This is a genomic window from Amycolatopsis xylanica, assembly GCF_900107045.1.
Classification (GTDB): Bacteria; Actinomycetota; Actinomycetes; order Mycobacteriales; family Pseudonocardiaceae; genus Amycolatopsis; species Amycolatopsis xylanica.
Genome location: NZ_FNON01000013.1, coordinates 1 through 21050 on the forward strand (window position 1 = coordinate 1; position 21050 = coordinate 21050).

The 21050-nt window shown below is 69.7% G+C and carries 23 protein-coding genes; 11 read left to right on the forward strand and 12 right to left on the reverse strand.

The genetic code is table 11. The annotated features are described in order from the left end of the window. Both BLV57_RS38880 and BLV57_RS38885 read right to left on the reverse strand, forming a co-directional pair. Window positions 1–191 (reverse strand): helix-turn-helix domain-containing protein (locus tag BLV57_RS38880; RefSeq protein WP_218134942.1); only part of this gene is annotated, 191 nt, incomplete at its 3' end. A gap of 173 nt (window positions 192–364) precedes the next feature. After that, window positions 365–1369 carry a hypothetical protein gene (locus BLV57_RS38885; RefSeq protein ID WP_091298687.1) on the reverse strand — a complete coding sequence of 335 codons (1005 nt, stop codon included), beginning with the start codon at window positions 1367–1369 and terminating at the stop codon, window positions 365–367. Window positions 1370–1555: 186 nt separating this feature from the next. Here BLV57_RS38885 and BLV57_RS38890 point away from each other — a divergent pair, with 186 nt between their 5' ends. Further along, window positions 1556–2140, forward strand: a complete 585-nt coding sequence (locus BLV57_RS38890; protein ID WP_091298689.1) for a DUF3885 domain-containing protein — start codon at window positions 1556–1558, stop codon at window positions 2138–2140. An 87-nt stretch (window positions 2141–2227) separates the two neighbouring features. Here BLV57_RS38890 and BLV57_RS38895 read toward each other — a convergent pair whose 3' ends face one another. Further along, window positions 2228–2830, reverse strand: coding sequence for a TetR/AcrR family transcriptional regulator (locus BLV57_RS38895; protein ID WP_245757703.1), 603 nt, complete (start codon window positions 2828–2830; stop codon window positions 2228–2230). Window positions 2831–2889: 59 nt separating this feature from the next. Here BLV57_RS38895 and BLV57_RS38900 point away from each other — a divergent pair, with 59 nt between their 5' ends. Continuing rightward, the gene (locus BLV57_RS38900; RefSeq protein WP_245757704.1) at window positions 2890–3246 is read left to right on the forward strand and encodes a VOC family protein; all 357 of its coding nucleotides are present in this window, start codon (window positions 2890–2892) and stop codon (window positions 3244–3246) included. After that, window positions 3243–4292 carry an LLM class flavin-dependent oxidoreductase gene (locus tag BLV57_RS38905; RefSeq protein WP_091298699.1) on the forward strand — a complete coding sequence of 350 codons (1050 nt, stop codon included), beginning with the start codon at window positions 3243–3245 and terminating at the stop codon, window positions 4290–4292. Before BLV57_RS38900 ends, BLV57_RS38905 begins: the two co-directional genes overlap by 4 nt. Here BLV57_RS38905 and BLV57_RS38910 read toward each other — a convergent pair. Beyond that, a complete protein-coding gene (locus BLV57_RS38910) occupies window positions 4264–5145 on the reverse strand; it encodes a LysR family transcriptional regulator (RefSeq protein ID WP_091298704.1) in 882 nt (293 codons plus the stop codon). The genes BLV57_RS38905 and BLV57_RS38910 overlap by 29 nt on opposite strands. Window positions 5146–5215: 70 nt before the next feature. Here BLV57_RS38910 and BLV57_RS38915 point away from each other — a divergent pair, with 70 nt between their 5' ends. From BLV57_RS38915 to BLV57_RS38935, 5 genes are read left to right on the forward strand one after another with little or no spacing between them, the layout of a single operon-like run. Beyond that, window positions 5216–6133: a PhzF family phenazine biosynthesis protein gene (locus tag BLV57_RS38915; protein ID WP_091298708.1), complete on the forward strand. Its 918-nt coding sequence runs from the start codon at window positions 5216–5218 to the stop codon at window positions 6131–6133. Beyond that, entirely contained in the window at window positions 6130–7116 is a 987-nt protein-coding gene (locus BLV57_RS38920; RefSeq protein WP_091298712.1) for an ornithine cyclodeaminase family protein, read from the forward strand. The genes BLV57_RS38915 and BLV57_RS38920 overlap by 4 nt, the downstream gene beginning before the upstream one ends. After that, window positions 7113–7445, forward strand: a complete 333-nt coding sequence (locus tag BLV57_RS38925; protein ID WP_091298715.1) for an antibiotic biosynthesis monooxygenase family protein — start codon at window positions 7113–7115, stop codon at window positions 7443–7445. Before BLV57_RS38920 ends, BLV57_RS38925 begins: the two co-directional genes overlap by 4 nt. After that, complete coding sequence (locus BLV57_RS38930) at window positions 7442–8629, forward strand: amidohydrolase (protein ID WP_091298718.1); 1188 nt, start codon at window positions 7442–7444, stop codon at window positions 8627–8629. Before BLV57_RS38925 ends, BLV57_RS38930 begins: the two co-directional genes overlap by 4 nt. Before the next feature lie 44 nt (window positions 8630–8673). Continuing rightward, entirely contained in the window at window positions 8674–9360 is a 687-nt protein-coding gene (locus tag BLV57_RS38935) for a lysoplasmalogenase (protein ID WP_091298721.1), read from the forward strand. Here BLV57_RS38935 and BLV57_RS38940 read toward each other — a convergent pair. Next, window positions 9350–10195 (reverse strand): MBL fold metallo-hydrolase, encoded by an 846-nt coding sequence (locus BLV57_RS38940; protein WP_091298724.1) that lies wholly within the window; start codon window positions 10193–10195, stop codon window positions 9350–9352. The genes BLV57_RS38935 and BLV57_RS38940 overlap by 11 nt on opposite strands. A gap of 100 nt (window positions 10196–10295) precedes the next feature. On the opposite strand from BLV57_RS38940, the gene BLV57_RS38945 reads away from it, so the two are divergent. From BLV57_RS38945 to BLV57_RS38955, 3 genes are all read left to right on the forward strand, one after another. After that, window positions 10296–10892: a helix-turn-helix domain-containing protein gene (locus BLV57_RS38945; protein WP_176969005.1), complete on the forward strand. Its 597-nt coding sequence runs from the start codon at window positions 10296–10298 to the stop codon at window positions 10890–10892. A gap of 466 nt (window positions 10893–11358) precedes the next feature. After that, a complete protein-coding gene (locus BLV57_RS38950; protein WP_091298730.1) occupies window positions 11359–11826 on the forward strand; it encodes a TspO/MBR family protein in 468 nt (155 codons plus the stop codon). Window positions 11827–11973: 147 nt separating this feature from the next. Further along, complete coding sequence (locus BLV57_RS38955; RefSeq protein ID WP_143047270.1) at window positions 11974–12630, forward strand: G1 family glutamic endopeptidase; 657 nt, start codon at window positions 11974–11976, stop codon at window positions 12628–12630. Between the two features lie 39 nt (window positions 12631–12669). On the opposite strand, the gene BLV57_RS38960 is transcribed toward BLV57_RS38955, so the two are convergent. From BLV57_RS38960 to BLV57_RS38990, 7 genes are all read right to left on the reverse strand, one after another. Beyond that, window positions 12670–13479, reverse strand: a complete 810-nt coding sequence (locus BLV57_RS38960; protein ID WP_218134977.1) for a family 3 encapsulin nanocompartment shell protein — start codon at window positions 13477–13479, stop codon at window positions 12670–12672. Beyond that, entirely contained in the window at window positions 13476–14720 is a 1245-nt protein-coding gene (locus BLV57_RS38965; protein WP_218134978.1) for a DegT/DnrJ/EryC1/StrS family aminotransferase, read from the reverse strand. Before BLV57_RS38965 ends, BLV57_RS38960 begins: the two co-directional genes overlap by 4 nt. A gap of 25 nt (window positions 14721–14745) precedes the next feature. Then, complete coding sequence (locus BLV57_RS38970; protein WP_091298739.1) at window positions 14746–15516, reverse strand: SDR family oxidoreductase; 771 nt, start codon at window positions 15514–15516, stop codon at window positions 14746–14748. Further along, a complete protein-coding gene (locus BLV57_RS38975) occupies window positions 15516–16397 on the reverse strand; it encodes a sulfotransferase (protein WP_218134979.1) in 882 nt (293 codons plus the stop codon). Before BLV57_RS38975 ends, BLV57_RS38970 begins: the two co-directional genes overlap by 1 nt. Before the next feature lie 26 nt (window positions 16398–16423). Continuing rightward, window positions 16424–17608 (reverse strand): radical SAM protein, encoded by a 1185-nt coding sequence (locus tag BLV57_RS38980; RefSeq protein ID WP_091298747.1) that lies wholly within the window; start codon window positions 17606–17608, stop codon window positions 16424–16426. Window positions 17609–17803: 195 nt separating this feature from the next. Next, window positions 17804–19255 carry an MFS transporter gene (locus BLV57_RS38985; protein WP_091298750.1) on the reverse strand — a complete coding sequence of 484 codons (1452 nt, stop codon included), beginning with the start codon at window positions 19253–19255 and terminating at the stop codon, window positions 17804–17806. Next, complete coding sequence (locus BLV57_RS38990) at window positions 19252–20901, reverse strand: AMP-binding protein (protein ID WP_143047271.1); 1650 nt, start codon at window positions 20899–20901, stop codon at window positions 19252–19254. The genes BLV57_RS38985 and BLV57_RS38990 overlap by 4 nt, the downstream gene beginning before the upstream one ends. Window positions 20902–21050: the final 149 nt, after the last annotated feature.

Sequence of the window (21050 nt, forward strand, 5' to 3'; positions counted from 1 at the left end):
GGCAACGCGGTCGGGTGGTGTTTCGGGGCGGTGCTGCGCCGGGTGAACCCCGCCGCTCCTTCGGTCCGGAACCGGTTCACATAGTGGTAGAACCGGTCACGTTTGACGTCGTGGTCACGGCAGAACCGCGTCACGTTGATCTTCTCGCCCGCCGCGACCCGCGCGACCATAGCGACGAACTCAGGATCCATCGAAAACCCTGCTCTGCCCATCGCCGCATGATCACCACAACACCCCTGGTCACCACACCGACAGGCCGGTCAGTGTCTGTGAGGTCCTGAAACATCAACTGTCGGGTAAGTCCTGAACGAAGACAGCCGGTTCTAACCGGCATTACCACTCACGAGTCCTGACCTGCGGTAAGTCAGCGGCACTGCGCCTTGACGACAGCGGTGCTGTACGGCGACTCGGTCGAGCGGAGGCCGTAGATGTCGCCGTCGTCGGTGATGTCGGCGACCCGCAGCGAATCCCAGGTATTGGGCCCGGCGACCACCTGCGCCTCGCCGCCGTCCGCGGGGAGGAGCTTGATCGAGCCGTCGTCGAACGTGGCGACCACCGCGCCTGCCGAGTCCATGACCGTGACGTTCTGCGCGCCGGGCAAGGTGCGGGCGATGGTTCCGTCGAGGTTCCACACGTAGCCGTTTTGGTAGTCGTTGCCCGCGGCCCGGCCACCGCGCACCGCGTGGAGGTACACGGGGTCTTCGGAGCCCGGAGTCAGGTGCACGGCCGGGCCGCCGTCCGCCGGCCAGACGTAACCCTGCCAGTTGACCGCCGGTGTGGTGCCGTAGACCGAGGCGCCCACATTGCCCTGCTCGTCGATGTCCGCAACGTTGTCGAGTCGCTGGAGTGGGACAGGCAGCACCTTGACGGTGCCGGGTGCGTCCGCGGGCCACACGACCGTGCGGCTCAGGAAGTCGCTGGTTCCGACCATTCCCATGATGTCGCCGCGGTCGTTGATCCCGAACGCCGCCGAGCCCCGGTACCCGGGTGGGTCCGGCAGTCGCTCATACGCGCCGTTCACAGACCGCACCGCGTGCCGCAGGGAACCCTCGTAGTAGAAGCCGACCGCGACTCCGGCCCGATTGACGTCGGCGAGTTCGGTTTGCTGCCCGAACGCCGCTCCCAGTACCGTCGCGATACCGTTCTGCCAGATGGCACCGACGCTCTTGTACGCGGTTTGATCCCAAACCGTGCCCGCGATCGAGCCTGCGCCGTCGCCGGAGTCCAGCGACTGCACCAGATACCCCGGCGGGGTAGCCAGTGTGGTCTCCGCCCACGTGCAGCCCGCCGCCTGCGCCGCGGGTGCGCTCAGCACCGCCGTCCCCACCAGCACGGCGGCAGCCGACATGACCGTGATCTTTCCCAGCACCTGTCCTCCCCAGTTTCCCGCCCCATTCGGGCGACAGGAGCCTACCAACAAGCAACGGCGACAAGCCTTATCCGCCAACGGTTTCAGGCATAGCTGAAACCGGACAGCGCCAGCTCCGGCACCCCGCCAGGCAAGATGGAACGATTGCGCAAGCCCCTTCAGTGAACCCACAGAAAGAAGGATCACGTGTCAGACGACGACTTGTCGGCGCTGTGGCTGAAACAGTGGCCCGAGTGTCCTCCGTTGGCTGAAGAGCTGCCGCACGCCTACCACGACCGATGGGTGCGTTTCCACAGCCTGCCCGAGTCCCAACGGTATCCCGACCGCGACGCCGAGTACGACATCGTGCTCCACCGCTACAACGTGGTCCTGGACGGGCTGTTCCGAGGCCAGGAGGTCCGGATCGTCACAGCCGACTGGTCGAATGGCCTCGAGCCGCCGGACCTGTCAGAGCGTCACGCACACTGGCACCCCGGCGCCCGATACTGGACGTCCGTCCGCACCGAAGGGGACGAAACAGAACCGGCCTTCGACATCTACGCTCATCTGTACGTCAGCCGCATGCCATGGCGGGCGGGTTCGATCGACGACCTGCTCCGCGCCGTGGCCGATGACGAAACCAACCGAGTGATGATCACGAGCCTGTCCTTCGACAAGATCCACCACCCCTACGACGGAGGCGCTGACGTCCTGCTGCCTACGACGCGCGAGCGTGACGCGACGAGACACCAGCACATCGATTGGCTGCCCGGCCAACCCCTGGGCTTCTAGCACCATCCGCTCATCGCCCTACTGCGACACGCGCGCTCATGCCGATGAGCGGTCGTCCGCGGCAGGCCGATCGACGGTCGCCGTCTGTCAGCGTTGTTGTTCTGACCGGCTTGGTCCGGCGTGCTTCTCGACGATGGAGTCCAATTCTTGCCGGAGTCGGGTCACGGGCTGTGGGCGTATTTGCTGCTGCACCACGGTTCCCAGCAGCCAGGACAGCAGCGCGTTGGCGATGCCCGCGGGGTCGTCGACCGGCAGTCGCGCGGTGAGTTCCCCGAGCAGGGCGCGCACATCTTCCAGGGTGGCGGCGGTGGTGTCGGCCGACTGTCGGCGGCTGGTGTCGATCCAGTACTCGAACCACAGGAACGCGGCGTCGGGCTGGGCGGCGAACGTGGCGAGGTAAGCGTGCACGACCGCCCACAGTTTCTCGGCGGGGTCGTCCTGACCGTCGGCGGCCCGGCGCAGCTCGGCCAGCATCGCCGCCACGTGTTCTCGCATCGCGATGTCGACGATCTGGTGGATGTCGTCGAAGTAGTAGTGCACCGCGCTTTTGCTCAGTGGGCTCGCGTCGGCGACCGCGCGTGCGGTGCATGCCGCCAGCCCGTCGCGGGCGAGTACCTGTTTGGCGGCGTCGATGATCTGCTCGCGCTTGCCGCGCCGGTTGGCTTCGATCACGGGTCTGGTCGATGTCACCCGGGTGAATCTACTCGCTCGATTGCCAAGTTGGGACACGCAACCTAAACTCGGGACGCATGTCCCAAAAATTTGTGTTCCATGACGTCCGCACGGCGGATCTGGCAGCTTCGCGCCGCTTCTACACCGAGCTGTTCGGCTGGCAGGTCACCGAAACCCCCGCCGGGCCGATGCTCGGCGACGACAGTGGTGTCTGGGGCGGGTTCACCCCGCTCACCGACGGCGATGCGCGCCACCCGCAATGGATTCCCTACGTCCCGGTGGCCGATGTGGACGCCGCTGCTCGGCGGGCGGTTGCGCTGGGCGGGCGAATCGTCAGGCCGCGGACCGATCTGCCGCCGGGTTCGGTGGTGGTCGTCGACGAGCCCGGTGGCGCCACGCTCGCGTTGTGGCAGCCCGCGGATCGTCAGGCATGAGCGTGCGCTTGTCGTGTGCGCTGCCGCCCTCGGCCGCGATCGCCGAGCAGGCCCGCGAGGCCGAGCGGCTCGGCTATCACCGAGTGTGGGTGTTCGACTCGCCCGCGCTGCACGGAGATCTGTGGATCGCGCTGGCGCAGGTCGCGGCGGCGACCGAGCGGGTCGGACTGGGCACCGGTGTCGCCGTCGCCGGTCTGCGCCACCCGATGGTGACCGCAGCCGCGGCCGCGGCGGTGGCCGACCTGGCGCCCGGGCGATTGACGCTGGCGTTCGGAACCGGCCACACCGCCCGCTACGCCATCGGGCAACGGCCGGTCCCTGTCGATGACCTCGTCCGTGAGGTCCGGCAGGTGCGGTCGCTGCTCGCCGGTGAGGTGGTGGAGATCGACGGAAAACACTGCCAGATGCGGCAACTGCCGGGTTTCGGCCCGGCCCGGCCGGTGGATGTCCCGGTGTGGCTGGCCGCCTCGGGCCCGCGGGCCACCGCGGCCGCCATCGACCTCGATGTGCCAGGCGTGCTGGCGACCAGCGTGCCCGGCCGGGCATGGCCGGAACATGCCCTGCTGCGGTTCGGGACCGTGCTGCGACCCGGCGAGGATCACACCACCCCACGCGTCATCGACGCGGCCGGGCCCGGCTGGGCCAGCATCATCCACGCCGCCTGGGAAGGCACCCCGACCGCGGTCGACGACCTGCCGGGTGGCGAACGCTGGCGCGCCGACATCGAAGCCAGCCGACCGGAACGAGAACGACACCTCGACGTGCACCAGGGCCACATGACCACGCTGACCGCCCGAGATCGCGACCTGGCCACCGCCGCGGGCCCCGCCCTGCTCACGGTCGGCTGGACCGGCACCCCGGACCAGCTGCGCGACAAGGCGACACAGGCCGCCGCGGCCGGTGTGACCGAGATCGTCTACGTCCCCACCTCGCCCGACGTCACGTCGGAACTCACCGCGTACGCCGAGGCGCTCGGCGGCTTCTACGGTGATGGGCCGAGCCGGGCTTCGAGCAGCCTCATGCCGGGCCGTGGGTGTCGGCGGTGAGTGCTCGTTTGAGGAGTCGCTCCAGGTCGTCGAGGGCTGGATCGGTTTCGGTCGCCGCTTTTCGGGAGAGGACCACTTCGACCATGGGTGGTTCCGGCAGTTCCCGGTGGGCGGCCGGGCGTACCGCGTCCGGCGGGACGTTGGAGGTCAGCAGCGCGCCGACGCCGATGCCCGCGGAGATCGCGGCTTGGACGGCGTGCACGCTGGTGCTCTGAAAGGCCGTTCGCCACTGGCGCCCGTGCCGGGTGATCGCGTCGAGCACGGGTTGACGCCACTGGCAGGGGTGAGAGAAGAGCACGAGCGGCAGCGGTTCGGTCGCCGGGTCGAAGGATGGGGCGTAGGCCCAGGTCAGCGGTGCCTGATGACGCCAGCGGATCGACGCATCCCCCATCACCGACGGGTCGCCGAACACGAGGTCGAGGCGGCCACGGTCGGCGAGTCCGCGGAGTGCCCGTGCCGAGCCCACGATGACCTCGAGGTCGACGAGCGGGTGCATCTTCGCGAAGTCCGCGAGCGCCGTCGGCAACGTGGTGAGCGCCAGGTCTTCGAGCAGTGCTATCGCGCGATGCCCCTGCGGTGCCGTGCGCTGCCCCTTGACCGAGGCGCGGGCGTCGTCGTGCAGCGCCAGTATCCGCTCGGCGTAGGCAAGCAGCTTCTCCCCCGCCGGGGTGACCCGCACGCCTCGCGGTTCCCTGAGCAGTATCTGTTCGCCTGCGGCACTTTCCAGACGGCGGATGCGCTGGGTCACCGCCGGTTGGGTCAGCCCGAGCGCCACCGCGCCGCGGCTGATGCTGCCCGCGCGAACGGTCGCGGTGAACGAGCGCAGGTCCGAAATCCGGAGATCACCCTCCATAAGGATTCATTATATCGGGCATCGAAACATTGCCGTAGTAAATACCTCCGGCCGTTCATACGATGCCTCCATGCCTACCACCCACGAGCCGGACAGCACGGCCGAGTTCCATCACGTCGACGTCTTCTCGGCGTCCGCGTACGCCGGCAACAGCCTGGCCGTGTTCGTGGACCCGCCGCCGCTGACCACCTCGCAGCTGCGCCGAATCACCGGCGAGCTGCGGCACTTCGAGACCATCTTCGTCAGCACCGGTGCGGACACCGTCCATGCCAGGGTGTTCGACCTGCTGGACGAACTGGACTTCGCCGGGCACCCGGTGCTCGGCGCCGCCGCGGTCCTGCACGGCCTCGGCGGCACGCCGCCGGGTGTGGAGCGCCGGTGGACGTTCACGCTCGCGGCCGGGACCGTGTCGGTCAGCACCCGTGGGCACGCCGGCGGCCATGTGTCGGCCCTGCTCGACCAGGGACGGCCGGAGCTGGTGAGCGAGCCGGCACCGGCCGACCTGCCCGCGATCGCCGAGGCGCTGGGGCTGACCAGCGCCGACCTGGACCCGGCGTTGCCACCGGAGGTGCTGTCGACCGGCCTGCGGTACCTGGTGGTGCCGGTCCGCGACGGTGCCGCGCTGGCGGCGGCGAGGATCAGCCATCCCGCCTTCGACCGGTTCCTGGCCGGTCTGGGCGCGCAATTCGCCTACGTGCTCGACGCGGCCGCGGTCGAGGGCAGGCACTGGAACAACGACGGCGTGCTCGAGGACGTCGCCACCGGAAGCGCGGCCGGCTGTGTCGCGGCCTACCTGCTGCGGCACGGCCGGGCCAGCCATGGCGTTGAGCTCTCCCTCGCCCAAGGCCGGTTCGTCGGGCGTCCGTCGCGGATCGCCATCACCGCGTACGGCAAGCCGGAGCTGGTCGAGCGGGTGACCGTCGGCGGCGACGTGACCGTGGTGGGAACCGGCCGCTTGCTCACCCTGCCTGCCGGGGAAGGCCTGTGACCCGGGTCTTCCGGGCATCGTCGATCCGGCGGGCGGTCGGGCTGACGGACCTCATCGAGCCGGTGGCGCGCGCGTTCGCGGACTTCAGCCGCGGACTGGGTGAAGCCCCGATGACGGTGTTCGCGCCTGCCGGGCCGCACGGCGATGTGCACGTCAAATGCGCGTGGCTGCCGGACCACCCCATGTTCACCGTGAAGGTCGCCGCGTCGTTCGCCGCGCGAGCGGCAGGCGGCGAGCAAGCCAGCAGCGGATACGTCGCGATCCACGACGCGACCACCGGGGATCTGCTCGCGTTGCTCCGCGACGAGCACTACCTCACCGATGTCCGCACGGCGGCGGCCGGGGCGGTCGCGACCCGGATGCTGGCCCGGCCGGACGCGCGGACCGTGGCCGTGCTCGGCACCGGCGTCCAGGCGCACCTGCAGGTGCTGGCGGTCCGAGCCGTGCGCGCCATCGACCGCGTGCTGATCTGGGGCAGGCGGCGCGACGCGGCCGGGCTGCTGCGCGAGACGATCGTCGGCACGGCGCCGGAACTGTCCGTCTCCGTGGCGGACAGCGCGGAGCTCGCGGTGCGGGAAGCGGACATCGTCGTGACGGCGACCGGCAGCAGGCAGCCGATCCTGCACGGTTCGTGGCTGCGGCCGGGCCAGCACGTCACCGCCGTCGGCGCGGACGATCCGGGCAAGGCCGAACTCGATCCGGCCTGTTTCCAGCGGGCTGACCTGCTGGTGGTGGACAGCCTGCTGGACACCCCGCGGTTCGCCGGTGACCTGCGCCGCGCCATCGAAGCCGGTGCCATCACCCCGTCCGATGTGGACGCGGAGGTCGGCGACCTCGTGCTCGGCCGCCATCCCGGGCGCCGGGACGCGGCCGAGATCAGCGTCGCCAAACTCGTCGGGCTCGGCGTCCAGGACCTGGTCGCCGCCGAAACCGCGATGCGCGGCCTGGCAGCCACCCCACGACCGAAGGAGAGTGCCGGTTGATCGCCCGCACCTGGAACGGGCGGGTTCCCGCCCACCACGCCGACGGCTTCGAGCGGCACCTGCTCGCCACCGGAGTCGCCGAAGCGGCCCGGCTGGCCGGCTACGCGGGAGCACAGATCCTGCGCGACGAGGCGAACGGCCACGTCGAATTCCGGCTGATCACCTATTGGGACGACTGGGCCGCGATCCGGCGCTTCGCGGGCGAAGAACTGACCGCCGCCGTGCTCTATCCCGGCGACGAAGCCTACGAACTCATCCCCGGCACGACCGTGCGACACCATCTCGTCAGTTTTGGCCATCCCCTCACCGAAAGGCCTGATGCGGCATGAACGTCGCCATCATCGGCGGGCGCGTCCTGCCCATCCACAGCGATCCCATAGCCAAGGGCACGGTCGTCATCCGCGACGGCACGATCACCGCGGTCGGACCGCATGACCAAGTCCAGGTGCCGGACGGCGTGCCGGTCGTCGACGCGTCCGGGTACTGGGTGCTGCCAGGTCTGGTCGAAGCGCACTCGCATCTGGGCATCGACGAGGAAGGCGCCGGGTGGGCGGGCGACGACCTGAACGAGAAGAACGATCCCAACGGCGCGCGGCTGCGGGCGCTGGACGGGATCAACCCGGCCGACCCCGGGTTCCTGGACGCACTGGCGGGCGGCGTGACCACGGCGGTGGTGTTGCCGGGGTCCGCCAACCCGATCGGCGGGCAGGCCGTCGCGGTCAAGTGCTGGGGCCGGACCGCTGACGAGATGGTGCTGCGCGACCCGATCGGCGTGAAGAGCGCGCTCGGGGAGAACCCGAAACGGGTCTACGGCGACCAGAACAAGCTGCCCTCCACCCGGCTCGGGGTGGCCGCGGTGATCCGCGACGCGTTCATCCGGGCCCAGGACTACCGTTACAAGCGAGACCACGCGGCCGCCGAGCAGGCGCCGTTCGACCGGGATCCCACCCTCGAGACACTGGTCCGCGTGCTCGACGGGGAGCTTCCCTGGTTGCAGCACGTACACCGCGCGGACGACATCGCCACGGCCATCCGGCTGGCCGATGAATTCGGCTACCGGCTGGTGATCAACCACGGCACCGAGGCCCACCTGATGGCCGAACTGATCGCGCGGCGCGGCATTCCGGTGATCAGCGGGCCGTTGACCACCGGCCGGTCCAAGGTCGAACTGCGCCACCGGACACTGCGCAACCCGGCGCTGCTCGCCCAGGCGGGTGTGCGGGTGGCGATCACCACCGACCACAACGAGGTGCCCGTCACCTTCCTCGCGCTCCAAGCGATGCTCGCCGTCCGGGAAGGACTCGACCGCGACACGGCTCTGCGGTCGATCACCCTCACCCCCGCCGAGATCCTCGGGCTGGACGACCGGGTCGGCAGCCTGCGCCCCGGCCGCGACGGCGACGTCGTGCTCTGGTCCGGCGACCCGCTCGACGTGCTGAGCCGGGTTCGACGGGTCTTCATCAACGGACAGGAGGTCCATCGCGACAACGGCGTCGCCGAGGCGCTCGCGTAGCCGCACCGTCGGCGTCGGCCGACCCGCGTGCGAAACTCGGCGCCATGCGCACAAGATCGGCCCGGCCGGCGGTCGGGTATCTCGCTCTGGCGATCGCCGACACCCTGCTCGCCGCCCGTCGGGGAACCGCCGCGCGCCGGGCGCGGGCGGCGACCAAGCCGCTGCTGATGCCCACGCTGGCCGTCGCGCTGGGCTCGAGGACGGCAGGCCAAGCGACCCGGCTGACCAAGGGCGTCCTCGTGGCACAGGCCTGCTCGTGGGCCGGTGACGTCGCGTTGCTCGGCAAGGGCGGGCGGGCGTTCCTGGCCGGACTCGGCTCGTTCTTCGTCGGCCACGTCGGCTACATCGCCGCGTTCGGCAGCGCCCGCGATCGCTCCGCTCCCCTGCGCACCCCGGGCACCCAGGCGGCCGCCGCGCTGCTCGCGGTCGCCGGGCCGGCGATGGTCGTGGCGGCGGGCCGTAAAGACGCCCGGATGCGGATACCGGTCGCCGCGTACACGTGTGTTCTGGCGACCATGTTCGCCGCGTCGACCAGGCTCGATCCCGCGCTGCCCGCCGAAAGCCGTCGGGCCATCGTGGCGGGCACCAGCCTCTTCCTGATCTCCGACACGATCCTGGGCATCCGCGAGTTCGTGCTCGACCAGCCAAGCCCCGCGGTGGACGCGGCCGTGATGGCCACCTACACGGCGGGGCAGGGCCTGATCGCCGCCGGTGCGGCGATCAGCGGATGACCTGGCCGCCTTGACCGACGCCAATCGGCGGTGCGAGGTATTCCAGCGAGTACCCGTCCCCGGACGGCGTTACGCGGGCGATGCCGGGTGAGTCGAGGTGCGCACCGGCCACGAAGTGGTCCGGCCGGGCAAGTTGCGCGAGAAGAGCCGCTCGCGCGACGCGGGCCTGGGACTGGTCGCCGTCGAACTCCCAGGACACCTTCGGCTGATCGAATTGAAGCGTGGGAACGTGCACGGTGTCGCCCCAGACGAGAAGGTGGCCCGCGCTGCTCCTGATCTCGTAGACGGTGTGGCCGGGCGTGTGACCCGGCGTGGGGACCGCGGTCGCCCAGTCGTTGATCGCGACCTTCTCCGACACCGGCACGACCCGGTCGCGGAGCGGCTCGAGCCGCCCCGTGAACACCGAGGCGTCGCCCGCGCCGATCCACACGCGCTCGAGTCCGGCGAACGCTTCCGAACCGTCCGGCGCGATCAGGCCGCTCACGTGGTCTTCGTGCCTGTGGGTGATGGCCACGTCGGTGACCTGTCCGCGGTCGATTCCCGCTTCGTCGAGCGCGTCGTAGATCAATCCCATGGTGGGGTCGGGCCAGACGTCGGACGCGCCGGTGTCGACGAGAACCGACCGCGTGCCGTCGGTGACGAAGAAGGCGTTGACCGACAGCCGCAGATTGCCGCCCGCCAGCGGGACGGCGGCCGGGACCGCGGCGAGCGTGCGCCCGTCCTCGTCACGGAGCCGGGTCGGCGGCATGTCGAGGTACCCGTCCCGCAACGAGATCACCCGCAGCTCGCCGAATTCGAACGTGGCATGGTGCCTGCCACTCGAGATCAAACGCATGGAGCCCCTCCGTCGTGTTGTTCTCCCATGGAAGATGTCATCTACTATAGGAGAAAGTCTACGCTGTGCGCGACGGGATATTCATCGATCGAGGAGCACGGTGATCGAGCAAGACGGAAACGCTCAGGACGATGATCTGGCGGGCGCTTTCGGCGTCAACGTGCGGCGACACCGCGAGGAGGCCGGCCTGACGCTGGAGCAGCTGTCCACCCGGTCCTCGGTCAGCCGGGCGATGCTGTCCAAGGTCGAACGCGGCGAGAAGAGCCCGACGATCGGCGTCGCGTCCAGGATCGCCCACGCGCTCGAGGTGTCACTCTCGGACCTGATCGGTGCGCCGGCCGCCGCGGCGTCCGGTGTCGCCGTCGTGCTGCGTAAGAACGATCGCCCCGTGTTCCGCGACATGGAAACCGGCTTCGAGCGGCACATCGTGTCGGCGGCCCCGGGCGCGGGAGGTGCCGAGATGGTCTTCCACCACCTGCCCGCGCAGGTCTCCACCGGGCTGCTGCCCGCCTATCCGCCGGGTACGGAGAAACAGCTCGTGGTACTCGAAGGCACCCTCACGGTCGCGCTCGGCGGGATCAGCGAGACACTGGGCAAGGGCGATTCCCTGTTCTTTCAAGCCGACGCTGACCACGGCTTCGCCAATCGGACGAACGCTCCCTGCGAGTACCTCATGGTCATCTCGCGCAGAACCTGATCGGGACGTCTCCGGTCATCCGGCGTCCGGGCCTGCGCCGCTTTAACGAGGGGCAGGTCAAATAGGGTGTGTTCCGAGGCTGGCCGGGCTGGATTTCCTTGGCCGGGTTCGAGGTGGTTGCGCAGTGAAGCGAGGGTGCCCTTGAGTGCGTGGTAAGCACTCGGGGGTCCCCTCGCTGCCTGACCAAACTCAGAGCAGGGGACTGTGCCCGCGCGAGTGGTACCTCTGCTGCATCTAACGGAGCAGAGGTACCACTCGCGCAAGCCTTGTCAGGCTGGAGCGAGGGGATCCCCTGCTGCATTGAACGCAGCAGGGGAACCCCTCGCTCACGACCCCGCTGCCCAGCGGGAGTTCGCGGCTGCGGGGCGCGACGATGTGGCGTTTGGGCAATCTGGCGGCCCAAACGCCACATCGTCAGTTCAACGGCCGCGACATTTGCCGTTCCCCTCAAATAGCATTGTCTTCCATGACCACCGTCACGCAGCGCAAATACTCCTGGTTGGCACTCGCCGGGTTCATCGTGGCGGTGGCGGTCGTCGCCGTCATCGGCGCCGTCGCCGCCGCCGACGCCAAGGAGATCTACGGCGCGCTCGACCAGCCGCCCTGGGCGCCGCCCGCCTGGCTCTTCGGTCCCGTGTGGACGGTGCTGTACCTGATGCTCGCGGTGTCGGGCTGGCTGTACTGGCGCGACAACGGCGGCGCCGTCGGCCTCGCGGTCTACGGCATCGGCCTGGTGGTCAACGCGGCCTGGACGCCGTTGTTCTTCGCGGGCGGGGCTTACGGGCTCGCGCTGGCCGACATCGTCCTGCTGGACATCACGGTGATCGTCACCATCGTCTTGTTCCGGCGCCCGGCCGGGTGGCTCCAGTTTCCCTACCTGGCTTGGATCCTGTACGCGACCGCGCTCAACATCGCCATCCTCGCGCTGAACTGAGCGCCGCGGTCCACCTTTTTGTCTGCCCTTCGGTCCGCGACGACCGGCCGTCCGCGTCGATAGCCTGAATTCTCTTTCGAAGGAAAGGGAATCATCGTGGGAAGACGTTTTCTGCCAACGATAGCGGCAGCGCTCGGAGGTGTGGCGTTGCTGACCGGTGCGGCGGCACCCGCCTCGGCGTCGGCGCTGTGCTGCATGTTCTCGGACGATCCGTTCGCGGGATACAGCGTGTCCAAATCGAGCGATGTCCGGCAGGTGACCGGGACCTGGACGCAACCGGCGGCGAACTGCGCGGGCGGACGCGGCGCGGTCGACTTCGAAGTGAACATCTACAGCTATGACCTGCACGGGCCCAACCTGTACGCCGGGGTCGGCACCAACGCGGACTGCGCTTCCGGCAGCCCAGTCTACTCGGCCTGGTACGAGGTGACCGGGTACGACAGCCGGGTCCGGTGGGACGGCCAGGTGGCTCCCGGTGACGTTTTCCGCGGCACCATGGATTATCAGGGCGACAAGTTGTACCGATTCACCCTCGAGAACCTGACCCGCGGCTGGCGTAAGGAAAGTCTGGCCGCCGGACCGCGGACGCCGCAAGGCACGCAGGTCGGGGTGGAGCGGCCGTTCGGCCGGTTCTCCGATTTCGGTTCGGTCCCATTCACGAATGTGCTCCAGGACGGCCACCCGATCGGCGAATATTCCCCTTACGCCGCGACCGCCGCTTTCGGGATTATCGATGCGACTCAGGTGATTCCCGGCACGCTGACGGACAACAAGAATTTCAGCCCCAAGTTCATTCACGCGTAGACCGTGTGTGGCCCCGCCGGACAGGCGGGGCCACACACTTCACTTGACCGTGCGGATCACCACGTGTTGTGGCAAGTGGACAGCGAGCCCGAGCCGCACCGAGGCCCACAACAGATCTTGCCCGTCGGCTCCGGCTCCCCGGCGCAGTCCGATCGCGGAGTCCACAGTGTCCATCAAGGTGAACGCCGCGCGGAAGTCGGCGAAGATCGCCTCGTCCGCGGCCAGCATCCTGGTGCGCGACACCCGGACACCGGCCTCGGTCAACCGGGTCAGCTGGCCGAGGCGCACCAGTTCCCAGTACAGCCTGGGATGCGTCACGATGCCATCGCACGAACCGCCGGTTTCCTCGACGAGAGCACAGGTTTCGGCGGCCACGCGTTCGGCGTCGATCGGCTCGTCGAAGCGGCGCAGCGCCGGTAGCGCCCGGATTCCGGGGACCACGCCGTCGGAACTGCCGTTGAGCAGCGCGTCGTTCTCCCGCGTGCACAGGCGGACGATCAGCCGGTGGTCGATCACCGTCGCGAGCATCGCGGGGTGCGCGGTGAGTTCGGCGGGCACCGACAGCGACGCGGTCACCGTCGTGATCCCCGCGGTCGCGAGTGACGTCGTGAAACGCGACTCGGGGGTCGAGCCGTACGAGGTGCCCGAGGTGTCCGAACCGTGGTGTTCCTCGCGCAGGTAGGCCGTCGGGCCCGCCACCTCACGCGTCTTGAGCAGGTGCCGCACGGTGTATCTCGGCCGGGTCGCCGCCAGCGGGAAGGTCGCGGGAAGCGCGACACGCAGCGGCACTTCCACGTCGCCCGACCCGGTCAGCGCCGAGACGAAGGTTTCGCCGGGGGTGGTGGTCATCGCGGCAGCCCCGCGATCACCTTGCGGACGGCGCGCACGACGTCGGCGCAGTCCGCGTGCGTCAGGTTGGCGGACAGCGGGATGTCCACCGCCTGCTCCAGGAATCGCGCGGACCTGGGCAGCGCGCGCTTGGCGGCGGCCGGGTCGGGGAAGCAGAAGCGCCAGTTCCAGAACGCGCGGACGTTGTGGTCGACGGGGTCGCCGATGTTGCGTGCGGAGACACCCTCCGCGCACAGGGCACGCGCGAACCGGGCGCCAGCCGCCGGGCCGGGGTCGAGCACGCGGAACATCAGCGACTCGCCGAGCAGCGCGCCGGGCGCTACGGGTTTCCGCACCGCGATGCGGGACTCCCCCGCCAGGCCGGCGGCGACCACCGCGTGGTTGCGCTGGTGCCGGGCGACGCGTTCGTCCAGCCGGGTGAGCATCGAGGTGGCCAAGGCGGCGCGGATCTCGTCGAGCCGCCAGCCGAAGATCGGGTAGTCGAGGTCGCTGACGTGACCCGGTGGCGCGTCGGGGGTGTCGAAGTGCCGGTCCATCCTGCCCTCGTACGCTCCACAGTGGACCGTCGCGCGGGCGAACAGCGCGGCGGCGTCCGTGATCAGGAACCCGCCCTCCCCCGTGTTGATCGACTTGTCCGACTGGGTGGAGAACGCGCCAGCCGCGCCGAGTGTGCCGAGCAGCCTGCCGCGCAACCGGGCGCCGAGCGCGGGCACCGCGTCCTCGACGACCGGGATGCCGCGCGGGTCGGTCAGCGCGCGCACCGCGTCGACGTCGCTGGCGAAGCCCCGCATGTGGACCACCACGACGGCGCCGATGTCCTCGGTCAGCTTGCCCGCCAGGTCCGCGATGTCCAGGTTGAGGTCCGCGTCGCACTCGACGAGCACCGGTTCGTGCCCGGCGAGCCGGATCGCGGACGGCGTCGCGGCGAAGGTGAAGGCGGGACACAGCACCTTCGACCCCGGCGGCAGGCCGAGGCCCAGCAGCGCGAGCGTGATCGCGGTGGTGCCGCTGGTGCAGCCGAGCGCGTGCTTCGTGCCGAAGTACGCACACAGCGCGGCCTCGAACCGGCCAGCCTCGGTCTCCCCGAACGGCCGGTGGTCGTACCGGAAGTACAGCCGCCGCCGGATGGCGTCGATGCCAGCCTGCTCGTCGGCGCCGCTGATGAAGACGTCGCCGCGATCGTAGGTCGGCCAGCCCGCCGTCCGCACGGGGACGCCGCCGTCGATCGCGAGCGTCTCCACGGCGGGAATCGAAGCTTCCAGAGGATCAATCGAGACCACGGTAGGAACCCCCATCAACGAGTAGCACTTCACCGGTGACGAAACCGGCCTGGTCACCGGCGAGAAAGGCGGCCACGGCGCCGAAATCGGCCGCGTCACCGAGCCTGCCGAGCGGGATGCCCGCCACGAACCCGGCGAGCGTGGCGGCCGGGTCGGTGCCGAGCTGGCGCTCCACCGCCGGGGTGCGGTGGTACCCGGGCGCGAGGACGTTCACCGTGACGCCCGCGGCGCCGAGCTCGTGCACGAGCGACTTGGCGAACCCGACCAGCCCGACTCGCACCACATTGGACAGTCCATAGTGGGGAATCGGCTGCTTCACGGTCTCCGAAGCGATCATCAGCAGCCGTCCCCGGCCCGCCCCCCGCAGGTGTGGGAGCGCCGCCAGCGCGAGCCCGATGTGCGGCAGCAGGCTGGTCTCCAGCGCGGACCGGTAGTCCGCCAGCCCGAACGCCGTCACGGGCCCCGGCGGCGGGCCCGCGCCGTTCGTCACGACGACGTGCACCCCGCCGAGTTCGGCCGACGTCGTGTCGACCCAGGCCGCGACTGCCGCTTCGTCGGTGACGTCGACCGCCGACGCGAGCACCCGACCGGGGCCGGCGGCGTCGACTGCCGCGGCGGCCTCTGCCAGGCGATCCGGGTCGCGGCCGCAGAGTGACACGTCCGCGCCTTCGCCCGCGAGCGCCAGCGCGGTGCCGAGCCCGAGCCCGCTGGTGCCCGCGGCCACCAGCGCCACCTTGCCGCTCAATCCCAGGTCCATCACGCCACCGCCGCCGTGCGAACCGGATAGCCGTAGCGGCCGAGCAGGGGAAACGCGAGCGCGGTGGCCGTCGCCCCGGCTCGCCGGGGCAGGTCGCGGCGCCACCGGTCGTCCGGGCGCACCCGGACCCGGCCCTGCGCGAACCGGTCGGGATTGCCCGTGACCGTGTGGTTCACGCCGAGCGTGGCCAGCCCATCCGCGCCGATCGGGGGTTCGGCGCGCAGGCCGAGCAGCCGCAGGATGTCCGCGAGGCCGCCACGGGGGTCGCGGACGAAGTCCTCGTACCGCAGCCGCATCGAGGTCGCCGGGTTGCGCAGGCAGACCAGTTCCGACGCCGCGTTGAAGCCCGTCCAGTAGACCGTGCTGCGTGCCGGGCTCATCGCGGGGATGTAGTCCTTGGGCCGCAGCCAGGAGTGAGCGACCGCGCGGGGGTCGCGGACCACGTGCAGGATCCGGAGGTCCGTGCCGGAGAGCAAGGCCGCCTCGGCGGGGAACTTCGAACTGTCCACAATGGTGTGCGCGCCGGAGACCGCCGCGATGGCGGCGTACAGCTCGGCCATCCGGGCCGCCAGTTCGCACGCGGCGGGTGATTGCCTCGCGGCCAGCCTGCGCGCGGTATGCCTGGTGCGCACCAGCAGGTCCTGCGCCTCGGCCCAGAGCCGGGCCGTGGCGAGCACGTCGGCGCCGCCCGTCAGGCCGAGCACCTTGCTCCACAAGGGACAGTCGACGACCGGCTCGGCGCAGCCGCAGGACGTGTTCGTGCCGTCGCCCAGCACGCCGTTGCGCCACAGGTAACGCAGCTCGCCGACGTGCACGACGCCGTCGAGTTCGTTGAGCAGGTTGCCGATCATGGTGGTCCCGCTGCGGCACCAGCCCGTCACGTACAACACCCGTGGCCCGGCCATGGTCAGTGCCCCGCCGGCGCGGGCTGGCCGCTGGTGACCTTGCCGAGCTGACCCTTGGCGTAGAGGTGGTCGAGAATGGCGGCGTCCACGATGTCGCCCTGCAGCCGCGCGGCCGCCTTGTCGACGCCCTCGGTCTCGTACCCGCAGTTCACCCAGCGCGAGGCGACCTTGTCGGGCTCGTACCCGGCGGTGACCGTGCCCAGGTCGTATCCGGGCTGGCCCGCGGAGTGATAGCAGCTGTAGAGGCTCCCGTCGGAGTTGACCACGGCGCCGGTCGTGCCGCCGACCTCCTCGCAGAACTGGCAGTCGACGACCCGGGGCGCGCCGACGGTGAAGCCCGCGTCGATCGCCTGCCGGTGCAGCCCGGCGAGCCGGTGCCCGAGATCCGCCGAGTGCCGCATCGACTTGTCGTAGCCGAGGCCCACGTCGTAGACGAGGCTGAAGGTCATCATGAACTTGTCCGGCTCGAGCCGGTCGGCGAGCCTGCCGACGAGCCCGTCGACGCCCTTGATCGAGTCGCCGTTGAGGATGACACGCAGATGCCACTTCAGCGCGGTCTTCGCCGAGGCCTCCTCGACGTTGCGCAGGATCTGCTCGAACGTGCCCCGGCCGCCGATGGTGATCCGTGACCGGTCGTGTTCCGCCTTGTCGCCGTCGAGCGTGATCTGCACCCACTGCAGGCCGGCGTTTTCCAGCGCGACCGCGGCCGGTGCGGTGAGCAACGTGCCGTTCGAGATCATCGCGGCGCCGGCGAGCCCGATGTCGCGGCATCCGTCCAACAGCTTCACGCAGGAGTCGAGGTACATCGTCGGCTCGCCGCCGAAGAGCATCAGGTTGACCGAGGTCTTGTCCAGTTCGGCCATCCGCCTCCGTGTGAAGGCCATGATGTCGGCGACCTTGGTGTCGTCGACGGTCGAACCGGGGATCCGAAGTGGACTGCCGGCGCCCGGCTTGGGCAGTTCGGCGTTCTGGAAGCAGTACGAGCAGGCGAGGTTGCACTTCGTCGTCACCAGCACGGTCAGCCCGAAGACATCGGAAGCCGGTGCCATGGTGTGGTCGCGCGCCTCGAGCGACGCGGCGACTTCGGGCGTCGGGCGCCCGTCCGCGCCGAGACGGTCCGACGGCACGCGCGCCACGAAGTTCCTGCCCACCGCCCAGTACTGGGATTCTCCTTGGATCAAGCGCATATCAGGACCGCCAGCTTTCCGTACGAGGTGATGGTCGTGCCCGGTCCGGGCGAGGGAGACGTGCCGCCTCCCTCGCCCGGCGGTGCGGCCGGCCGGCTTCCTGGTGCCGCCCGGCTCGTGCTCAGCCCGCGATCCGGTCGCAGGAGCAAGCTTCCTGCGATTCGAACTCGAAGACCTCGATTTCGTTCTCCATGGTCATTCCTCCTCTCGGATTCCGTTGTGTCGCGCGGTTTTTCCACCACGCCGCATCGTCGCCACCGCGATGAGCGTGGCAAGCACCATCAGTCCACAGGCGACGGCGATCCCGCGGCTCACGCCAACGGCCAGCGCCTGGTTCGCGATCGCGCCGGGGCTGCTCACCGCCGTCGCCCAGATGACCGTGCCCAGCACGGCCAGGCCGGTGGCGCCGCCGACCTGTTTGGCGGCGCTCAGGAGTCCCGACACCAGCCCGGACTCCCCCGGAGCCACCCCGCGCAACGCCAGTACCGTCATCGGGACGCTGCTGAAACCGAGCCCCACGTGGGTCAGCAACGCGGGAACGAGCAATCCCGTCAGGTCGCCGGTCGCGCCGCCGAGCCAGGAAAGCCAGCACAGTCCGGCCGCGGCGACCGCCTCCCCGGCGATGATCAGCCGGAACGGTCCGGTCCTGGTCAGCGACCACGAACCGAGCCGGATCCCGGCCATCACCGCACCGGTCAGCGGGAGGTACACCAGAGCGGTCTGAAACGGGCTGAAATGCCAGACGTCCTGCAGGAAAATGGTAAGGAAGAAATAGAGGCCGAATGTCGCCGTCGTGGTCAGCACCGACACGACGAGAACACCGGAACGGACCCGGTCGGCAAAGATTCTCAAGGGCACCAAAGCATGCGGAGTGCGATTCTCGATGACGACGAAAGCAGCGAGCACCACGACCGCGCACACCAGCGCGGCGACGACCGTTCCGTCCTGCCAGTGCGCCACTCCCGAGTGGTCCGTGGCGCCGGTGATCAAACCGTAGACCAGCAAGGTGATGCCGAGTGTGCCGGTGAGCGCCCCCGGCAGGTCCAGGCGGCCGCCAACACCCTCGGTCTCGGCGAGCACGCGCCCGCCGATCAGCACGACGGCCACCCCGACCGGCACGTTCACCCACATCACCCAGTGCCACGACAGGTACGTGCTGACCAGACCGCCCGCGAGCAACCCGAGCCCGCCCCCGGCGGTGACGACCGCCGAGTAGACACCGATCGCGCGGGCCCGTGGCGGGCCTTCGGGAAAGGTCACCGCGATCAGCGCCAGCGCCGTGGGCACCGCCGCCGCGCCACCGATCCCTTGCAGCGCACGGCAAAGGATCAACCACCACGGTGCGGTCGCGAATCCCCCGGCGGCGGAAGCCACCGTGAAGACGAAGATGCCGGACAGGAAGACCCGCCGGTGGCCGAGCAGGTCCCCGGCCCGGCCGCCGAGCAGCAGGAGACCCCCGAAAGCCAGGGCGTACGCCGTGACGACCCATTCGAGCCCGGAGCCGGAGAACCCCAGTGAGCGCTGGATGCCGGGCAGCGCGACGTTCACGATCGTCGTGTCCACTTGGGACATCAGCGTCGCGGCGGAGATGACCGCCAGTGCGATGCCGGGCTTCACCGCGCGGTCCGGTTCGAGCGTCTTCGTCATGGGCGTGGCGCCGCCGCGAGTTCGAGGCGTTCGCGCAGTGGCCGCCGGAGCACCTTCCCCAGTGAGTTCTTGGGCAGCATGCCGACGAACTGCACCCGGTCCGGCCAGAACGCCTTCGCCACGCCCTCGCTCGCGAGGTACGCGTGCAGCTCGGCCAGTGAGAGCACCGGGAACACCGGTACGACGACCGCGCAGACCTTGCTTCCGCCGGGAATCTCCGGGTGTGGATAGCCGACCAGTACCACCTCGGTGATGCCGGGGTGGCGTTGCAGCAAGGATTCGACCTCGAGCGTCGACACCTGCATGCCGTCCGGCCTGGTGATGATGTCGGCGCGCCGCCCCACGATCCGGATGCCGCCGCGGCCGTCGGGCCGGGCGAGGTCGCCGGTGTCGAACCAGCCGTCAGCGTCCACACAGGAGTCATAGACCTCACGCTGGCCCAGGTAGCCGAGGCACTGCGACGCGCCACGCACCAGCAGCCGTCCCGCTTCCTCGCCGGGCTCGGCGTCGATGCGGACGTCCATCCACGGCGTCGGACTGCCATCGCTGTGCGCGGCCCAGCCGGGCGGATCGTCCGGCCTGGTGACCGTGACCGCGCCGTTCTCGGTCATTCCCCAGAGCGCGTGCAGCTCGACGTCAAAGACCTCGCGCACGTCCGCGCTCAGTTGCGGATGGACCGGCGCCGACCCCGTGACGATCTGCTTCAGGCTGGACGTGTCCCGCGCTTCTTTTCGTTGTGACGCGAGAAGGTTGACCAGGAAAATCGGCGGGGTGTAGAGCCAGCTGACCCGGTGGGCCTCGATCAGGTCGCGCAGCAGATCCATGTCGTTGGTCTGCTTCTGGACGACGCCGGTGGCGCCGAGGAACAGCGGCAGGTAGAGGCCGTAGGTCAAGCCCGCCATGGCGGTGCCGATGCCGGGGAGCGAGATGACGTCGTCCGGGGTCAGCCGGTGCGGCTCGGACACCGCCCGCACCGCGGCGTAGAGCGTGTTCTGGCTGTGCACGACCAGTTTCATCTTGCCGGTCGTGCCGGAGGTGTGCAGCAGCTGCGCCGGTTCGTCCGGCCCGAGCCGGTCGGCCTCGGGAACCGGCGTGCGCTCTTCCCACGGTGTGCGGACGAAGAACTGGTCGAAGTCGAGCGCGCCGGTCGCCACCGCGTCACCCACCACGACCCGGTGCACCAAGGTTTCCGGAGCGGCCTCGGCGAGCAAGGCAGCGCAGTCGTGTTCGCCGTATTTGTCGACTGTCACACAGATCTTGGCGCTGGTGACTTCGAGGACGTGGCCGAGTTCGCGGCTGCCGACCACGGGGAAAATAGGCGAACTGACTGCGCCGACCCTGTGACAGGCAAGGTAAAGCGGCGCCAGCAACCACAAGTTGGGCAGATAGCAGGCGACCACGTCTCCCCGCCCGACCCCGAGTTCACGCAGTGCCGACGCGAAGCGTTCGACGGTGCCCGCGAGTTCGGTGTAGCTCAACGCCGTGGCGTTTCCCGCTTCGTCGTGGGCGATCAGCGCGGGATGATCACCGCGGTCGCGGGCCGCGGCCGCGAGATCGTCCAGAAATGTCGTACTCCGCCACCAGCCCTCGTCCTGGAATCGCACCGGTTCGGCAATGGTGTCCCCAAAGGTGTCCCCAATGGTCACAGTCAACTCCCCCCGTGCCACATTTCGTCCGGCGAACTTTAAGCACCACCCGCCGGATTCCGGTACCCCGATTCGGGGCGGCACCCTGTTCGCGGCCCTTTCGGGCAGCCCAAGTCGGCCCTTTCGTCCGGTGACAGCCGGTCGCCGAC

Excerpts from the sequence above, each read along its gene's own strand:
- BLV57_RS38910 (WP_091298704.1), bottom strand. The coding sequence starts at position 5,145 with ATGGAGGGTGATCTCCGGATTTCGGACCTGCGCTCGTTCACCGCGACC.
- BLV57_RS38930 (WP_091298718.1), top strand. The coding sequence starts at position 7,442 with ATGAACGTCGCCATCATCGGCGGGCGCGTCCTGCCCATCCACAGCGAT.
- BLV57_RS38980 (WP_091298747.1), bottom strand. The coding sequence starts at position 17,608 with ATGCGCTTGATCCAAGGAGAATCCCAGTACTGGGCGGTGGGCAGGAAC.
- BLV57_RS38960 (WP_218134977.1), bottom strand. The coding sequence starts at position 13,479 with ATGACCACCACCCCCGGCGAAACCTTCGTCTCGGCGCTGACCGGGTCG.
- BLV57_RS38905 (WP_091298699.1), top strand. The coding sequence starts at position 3,243 with ATGAGCGTGCGCTTGTCGTGTGCGCTGCCGCCCTCGGCCGCGATCGCC.
- BLV57_RS38900 (WP_245757704.1), top strand. The coding sequence starts at position 2,890 with ATGTCCCAAAAATTTGTGTTCCATGACGTCCGCACGGCGGATCTGGCA.
- BLV57_RS38970 (WP_091298739.1), bottom strand. The coding sequence starts at position 15,516 with ATGGACCTGGGATTGAGCGGCAAGGTGGCGCTGGTGGCCGCGGGCACC.
- BLV57_RS38915 (WP_091298708.1), top strand. The coding sequence starts at position 5,216 with ATGCCTACCACCCACGAGCCGGACAGCACGGCCGAGTTCCATCACGTC.
- BLV57_RS38985 (WP_091298750.1), bottom strand. The coding sequence starts at position 19,255 with ATGACGAAGACGCTCGAACCGGACCGCGCGGTGAAGCCCGGCATCGCA.
- BLV57_RS38940 (WP_091298724.1), bottom strand. The coding sequence starts at position 10,195 with ATGCGTTTGATCTCGAGTGGCAGGCACCATGCCACGTTCGAATTCGGC.
- BLV57_RS38935 (WP_091298721.1), top strand. The coding sequence starts at position 8,674 with ATGCGCACAAGATCGGCCCGGCCGGCGGTCGGGTATCTCGCTCTGGCG.
- BLV57_RS38950 (WP_091298730.1), top strand. The coding sequence starts at position 11,359 with ATGACCACCGTCACGCAGCGCAAATACTCCTGGTTGGCACTCGCCGGG.